Origin of the sequence: Anaeromyxobacter terrae, from assembly GCF_022690685.1 — a bacterium.
Classification (GTDB): Bacteria; Myxococcota; Myxococcia; order Myxococcales; family Anaeromyxobacteraceae; genus Anaeromyxobacter; species Anaeromyxobacter terrae.
Map to the genome: position 1 here is coordinate 70,498 of NZ_JALCYY010000028.1, position 6,183 is coordinate 76,680.

Annotated in this window: 5 protein-coding genes; all 5 read right to left on the minus strand. The window is 76.6% G+C overall.

The genetic code is table 11. The features are described from left to right. Window positions 1–10 precede the first annotated feature (10 nt). Window positions 11–1,984 carry an ATP-binding protein gene (locus MNY62_RS14030; protein WP_242344802.1) on the minus strand — a complete coding sequence of 658 codons (1,974 nt, stop codon included), beginning with the start codon at window positions 1,982–1,984 and terminating at the stop codon, window positions 11–13. Between the two features lie 74 nt (window positions 1,985–2,058). Then, window positions 2,059–3,276 (minus strand): nickel pincer cofactor biosynthesis protein LarC, encoded by a 1,218-nt coding sequence (gene larC, locus MNY62_RS14035; RefSeq protein ID WP_242344803.1) that lies wholly within the window; start codon window positions 3,274–3,276, stop codon window positions 2,059–2,061. Window positions 3,277–3,286: 10 nt separating this feature from the next. Continuing rightward, a complete protein-coding gene (gene larB, locus MNY62_RS14040; protein WP_242344804.1) occupies window positions 3,287–4,030 on the minus strand; it encodes a nickel pincer cofactor biosynthesis protein LarB in 744 nt (247 codons plus the stop codon). 10 nt (window positions 4,031–4,040) lie between these two features. After that, window positions 4,041–4,643, minus strand: coding sequence for a chemotaxis protein CheC (locus MNY62_RS14045; RefSeq protein WP_242344805.1), 603 nt, complete (start codon window positions 4,641–4,643; stop codon window positions 4,041–4,043). Beyond that, window positions 4,640–6,183, minus strand: a 1,544-nt coding sequence (locus MNY62_RS14050) for a chemotaxis protein CheA (protein ID WP_242344806.1), incomplete at its 5' end; no start/stop codon positions are given. The genes MNY62_RS14050 and MNY62_RS14045, both read right to left, overlap by 4 nt.

The following is a 6,183-nucleotide window of genomic DNA, read 5'->3' on the forward strand; positions in this document are numbered from 1 at the left end:
ACGGACGCCGTCAGCGCCCGCCGCCGGGAGCGCGGACGGGCAGGGTCACGGTCACCGTGGTGCCCCGCCCCTCGGCGGTGTCGAGCGCGATCTTGCCGCCGTGGCGCTCGAGGATGCCCTGCACGATGGGGAGCCCGAGCCCGATGCCCACGCCCGGGCGCGTCGTGAAGAACGGCTCGAACGCGCGGGCCGCGACCTCGGGCGGCATGCCCGGGCCGTCGTCCTGCACGGCGACCTTCACGGTGTCGCCGTCCTGCTCGAGCGCGAGCGCCACGCGGCCGCCCTCGCCGACCGCCTGCGCGGCGTTCCGCACGAGGTTCACGAAGACGTGCACGAGGCTCGGGCGGTTCCCCTCGACCGGGGGCACCGGGAGGAGCCGCTGCTCGAGCACCGCGCTCATCTCCTTGAGCGCCGGCTTCGCGAGCCGCGCCGCCTCGTCGAGCACCGAGGCGAGATCCACCGGCTCGGCGCGCGCGCCCGACGGCTTCGCGTAGGTGACGAGGTCGCGCGCGAGCCGCTGGATGCGCTGGCCGCCCTCGCGGATGGCGCGGAGCTTCTCCACGTCGGCGGGGTCGTGCCCGGCGTTCTGCAGCTTCTCCACGAGCACGTCCGAGTACATGTTCACCGCGGTGAGCGGGTTGTTGAGCTCGTGGACGACGCCCGCGACGAGCCGGCCGATGCCCGCGAGCCGCTCGGCGTGCTCCGCCGCGGCCTCGAGCGATTGCACGCGCGTGAGGTCGTGGCCGATGGCGATGACGCCCTCGACGTCGCCCGCCGCGCCGAAGATGGGGGCGGTGTTCACCGCGATCCGCGCCTCGCGCCCGGCGGCGAGGAGCCGCGTCTCGAAGCCGTCCACCGACTCGCCCGCGAGGCCGCGCGCGAGCACCGCCTCCGCCGCGGCGTGCTCCTCCGGCGGGATGCGCGCGAGGAGGTCGCCGCCGAGCGCCTCGTCGCGGCCGACCCCGGTGAGCCGCACGAGCGCGGCGTTCCAGACGATCACCTCGCGCGCCCGGCTCGCCACGAAGATGAGCGCGTTCGCGTGCTCGATGAGGTCCTCGAGGTAGGTCTTGAGGTAGGTGAGCTCCTCGACGGAGCGCAGGTTCCGGACTCCGAGGGCGGCGTGGTTCGCCACCTGGTAGAGCAGCGACGCGTCCGAGAGGGGATCCCCCGGGCCGCCGCGCGCGTACTCGAGGTTCACGATGCCGAAGAGCTGGCCGGCGACGGCGAGCGGGACCGCGCTGGCCTCGTCACAGCCCGCGAAGAGCGGCTCGTCGCGCTCGACGATCTGCACGCCGCCCTGCTCGAGCGCCGCGCGCGAGAGGCCGGTGCGATCGACGGCGATCCCCTTGAGCGCGAGCCGGCCGCGCGCGAGCGGCCGGAGCCGGCCGCGGGCGTAGAGGGTGGTGAGCGCGAAGGTCTTCGGATCGACGAGCCGCACGCAGAAGGAGCGGGCGGGGAACAGGAGCTCGAGCGCACGCGCCACCGCGGCGGTGATCTGGTCCTCGCTGCGCGCCTCGGCGAGCTCGCGCGAGAGGGCGAGGAGCGCGCGCGGGGCGGCGGTGTCCTCGTCGGGGAGCGCCAGGGCGAGCGCGGCCGAGCCGAGGAGCGCGCCGCTCCTCGCGGGCGTGAGCGCGGCGGAGACGTCGACGCGGGCACGCACGCCGGCGACGCTGGTGCGATAGCTGCGCACCGCCCCGGGCAGCGGCGTGGGGACCTCGCCCTCGGCGGGGGGGAGGAGCGCGCCGAGCGCCGCGCCGCGGAGCGCGTCCGCGTCCTGCCCGAGCGCTCGCGCGAACGCCTCGTTCGCGAACATCACCACGCCGCCCTCGAGGACCACCGCCGGCACCGGCGCGGTGCGGAACACCTCGCGCAGCACGGCCTCGTCGATGGGCGGAGCGCTCGCGGCGCGCCGCGCAGGCTTCGGCGCCCGCGGCTTCGCGCCGGCGGAGCTCTTCCGCGGCCGTGCCTTCTCCTTGCGTGCCACGCGCTTCCCCCGCGGCGACTCTAGCACGCGGCCCGCACTCGCCGCGGGGGGGGGGGGCGGGGCGGCGGCGGCGGTCACCGCGCCGGGCGATGTGCGGCGATGGCGGCGGACATCACCTCGCGCACGGCGACGCCTCGCTCGCGCGCGCGGGCGAGGCAGTCGTCGTACTCGGGGTGAGCGCCCACCTCGCGGCCGGCCTGCCACGCCACCTTGATTCGCACCACCCCGTAGGGCGTCTCGACCTCCTCGACGGTGCGCTCGAGGGCGTCCCGCTCGACCGCGTGGCGGCGGACGCCGAGCGTGGTGGTCTCCGCGAAGAGGGCCTGGGTGACCGCCGCCCGGCGCGGCTCCTCGCAGAGCGCGCCCACGAGCACCCCCGGCCGGCCCTTCTTCATGGTGAGCGGCGCGGCCCACGCGTCGAGGGCGCCCGCCTCGAGCGCGGCCTCGATCGCGCGCGCGAGGAGCTGGCCGGGGCAGTCGTCGAGGTTCGCCTCGAGCACCCACAGCGCTCCCGCGCCCGCCCCGGGCTCTGCGGCCGTGCCGGCGGCGGGGCTCGCCCCGGGGGACAGCGGGACCGCGTCGGCGAGCGTCATGCGCAGCACGTTCGGCCGGTCCGGCCAGGTGACCGTCCCGACGCCGTAGCCGATCCGGCGCGGCACGAACGGCGGCAGGGGCCCGACCCGGGCGAACTCGGCGAGGAGGGCGGCGCCGGTGGGCGTGACCGCCTCGCCGGGGGGCCCCCCGGGCCGCACCGGCGTGCCGGCGAGGAGCTCCAGCACCGCCGGCGGCGGGATGGGCACCGGCCCATGCGCGGTCCGCGCGATGCCGCGGCCGAGCTCGGGCGGCGCGGACACGACGCGCGGCCAGCCGAGCAGATCGAGCACCACCGCGGCGCCGCACAGGTCCACGATCGAGTCGACCGCGCCCACCTCGTGGAAGTGCACCTGCTCGACCGGCACGCCGTGGACCTTGGCCTCGGCTCGGCCGATGCGCTCGAAGAGCCCGCGCGCCGCGGCCTTCACGCGTGGCGCGAGGGCGCTCGCGTCGAGGATCCGGAGGATCTCGGAGAGCGAGCGCGCGGGCGGCTCCTGCCCCTCGACCACCACGTCCACGTGCGTGCCGAGGATCGCCGAGGCGCTGCGGCGCTCCACCTCGAGCCGCCAGCCGGGGACGCCGAGCGAGCGGAGCGCGTCCTCGAGACGCGCGCGGTCGACGCCGAGGTCGAGCGCCGCCGCGAGGAACATGTCGCCGGCGATGCCGCCGATGGGTTCGAGGACGAGCAATGGCTCCATGGCGAAGCTCCTACTCGCGCGCGATGAGCCCCGCCACGAACGCGGCGCCGAAGCCGTTGTCGATGTTCACGACCGTGACGTTGGGGGCGCAGGAGTTGAGCATGGTGAGGAGCGGCGCCATCCCGCCGAGCGAGGCGCCGTAGCCGACCGAGGTGGGCACGCCGATGACGGGCCGCCCGACGAGCCCGCCCACCACCGAGGGGAGCGCGCCCTCCATGCCGGCCGCCACGATCACGGCGCGGGCCCGCTCGAGCTCCGGGCGGCGGGCGAGGAGCCGGTGCAGGCCGGCGACGCCCACGTCGTAGACGCGGATCACCTCGACCCCCATCACGTCGAGCGTCACCGCCGCCTCCTCGCAGACGGGGATGTCGCTCGTCCCGGCGCAGCAGACGGCCACCGGCCCGCGCGCCGGGACGTCCATCCGCCCCTTGCGCAGGGTGCGGGAGACCGGGTCGTACTTCGCCCCCTTCACCGCGCGCTTCACCGGCGGGGCCTTCTCCGGCGTGAGCCGCGTCACGAGGAGCGGTCCGCTCGCCGCGAGCTTCTTCGCGATCGCGGCCACCTGGGCGGCGGTCTTCGCCTCGGCGAGCACCACCTCCGGCATGCCCACGCGCAGCGCGCGGTGGGTGTCGATCGTCGCGACGTCGCCGAGCCGTTCGAACGGAGCGTGCTTCATGCGCGCGACCGCGTCCTCCACGGTGGTGCCGCCCGATCGGACGCCGTCGAGGAGCCGGCGCAGCGTGCGTTCGTCCATGCCGGGGTGTCTAGCGCAGATCGAGGTGCGAGAGGAGCCTCGCGATCCGTTCCGGCTCGGGCATGACGAGGATGAGCCCCTCGAGGGCCCCGCGGTCGCCCTCGGCGGCGAGGGTGAAGCGGGTGGCGAGCGCGATGGAGCCGGCGTGGGCGACGAGCCGCTCCACGCAGGCGCGACCGCTCCCGCGCGCGAAGGTGGGCACCGACAGGAGCAGCTTCTCGCCGACGAGGGTCCCGATGGCGGACACGAAGGCGCTTCCCACGATGTTGCCCGACTCCATGAGGGCGCTCTCGGCCATGCCGCCCCAGCCGCCGCCGGCGCCGGGCGGGAAGCCGAGCAGCGCGGCGAGCCGCTCCGCGTCGGCCTCGGGCAGGGCGAGGAGCAGGTCGCCCTCGAGCGGCCCCTCGAGCTTCACGCCGACCGCGACGAGGTCCTGGCCGAGCCCGCCCAGGAACACGGCGATCGCGCCCGCCTCCGCGCCGACCCACGCCTCGGGCACGTCCATCTCGATGCGCCGGCCGGCGAGCTTGCCGAGCGCGGTGATCGCCTGCCCGCAGCCGATGGTGGCGAGCTCCTGGAGCGCGTCGAGGTCTCGCGAGCCGAAGGGGGTCACGGCGCGAGGAGCCTCTGTACGTCGAGGATGAACACCGGCCGACCGGTGCCGAGCACCGTCACCGCGGAGAGGCCGGGCACGAGCTCGAGCGGCTCGCCGAGGGGCTTCAGCACCGCCTCGTGCTGGCCGAGGAGCGCGTCCACCGCCAGGCCGACGCGCCCGCCGTCGCCGCCGTCGGCCACCACCACCGCGCGCTCGTCGAAGGGAGCGCCCGGGAAGCCGAGCAGGCGGGCGAGGTCGTACACGGGGACGAGCACGCCCTCGTGCTGGAGCATCGGCGTCCCCTGGCTCCGCTCCAGCCGGGAGAGCGCCACCTGCGCCGCGCCGTGGACCTTGGCGATGGGGACGCCGAGCACCTCCTCGCCGACGCGCACGAGCAGCACCGGCTGCACGGCCACGGTGAGCGGCAGGCGGAAGGTGACGCGCGCGCCCTTGCCGGGGACGGAGTCGAGCTCGAGCGCGCCGCCCACCCCCTCGACGGTGCGCTTCACCGCGTCGAGGCCGACGCCGCGGCCGGAGACGTCGGTGACGGTCTCGGCGGTCGAGACCCCGGGCAGGCAGGCGAGCAGGAGCGCCTCGCGCTCGGGGAGCTCCGCCGCCTCCTCCGCGCCGAGCGCGCCGCGCGCCACGGCGGCGGCGCGGAGCTTCTCGGGGTCCATGCCGCGCCCGTCGTCGGCGATCTCGAGGATCACGCGGTCGCGCTCGCGGCGCGCGGTGACGGAGAGCGCGCCGGTCGCGGGCTTGCCGGCGAGGAGCCGGAGGTGCGGGAGCTCGATGCCGTGGTCGACGGCGTTGCGCAGCACGTGCAGCACCGGGTCCGAGAGCTCCTCCAGGATGGCGCGGTCGAGCTCGATCTCGGCGCCGCGGACCTCCACCTCGACGCTCTTGCCGAGCTTGCGCGCGACGTCGCGCGCCGCGCGCGGGAGCCGCTCGGTGACGAGCGCGAGCGGCGTCATCCGCACCGTCATCACCTTGTCGTGCAGGTCCTTCACGATCGCGTGGAGACGGTCCACGCCCTCGTCGAGCGCGGGGCGGGCTCCCTCGGGGAGCGCCCGGCCGATCTCGCGGATGCGCGCCGTCGCGAGGATGAGCTCGCCCACCGCGTCGAGGAAGCCGTCGAGGATCTCGGTGCGGACGCGGACGGTGCGGCTCGCTTCGCCGGGCGCCGCCTCGCGCGCGGGCGCCGGGGGCGGCGCCGGGGCGCGCTCCACGTCCGCCTCGCGGAGCGCGACGGCGGCGATGTCGGAGATCTGCGCGAGCGCGCGCTCCACCGCCTGGAGCGTCTCGGCGGTGTCGAGGAGGACCTCGAGCCGCTTGCCCGGGATGCGGCCGGCGCGCAGCTCCTCGACGGAGGGCCGCGCCTCGGAGACCTGGCCGAGCGCGCCGAGCTTCTTCACGACGAGGAAGGCGCGCACCGCCGGCACCGGGCAGGCCCCGGCGATCTCGACGTTCACCTGCACGCGCCGCGCGGTGCGCGCGCGCGGAGGCGGCGCGGTGGCGGGAGGGGGCGGCGCCGCGGCGGCGGCGGGCGGCTCGACCG

Coding starts and splice junctions, on each gene's coding strand:
- larC (WP_242344803.1), bottom strand. CDS start 3,276: ATGGAGCCATTGCTCGTCCTCGAACCCATCGGCGGCATCGCCGGCGAC.
- larB (WP_242344804.1), bottom strand. CDS start 4,030: ATGGACGAACGCACGCTGCGCCGGCTCCTCGACGGCGTCCGATCGGGC.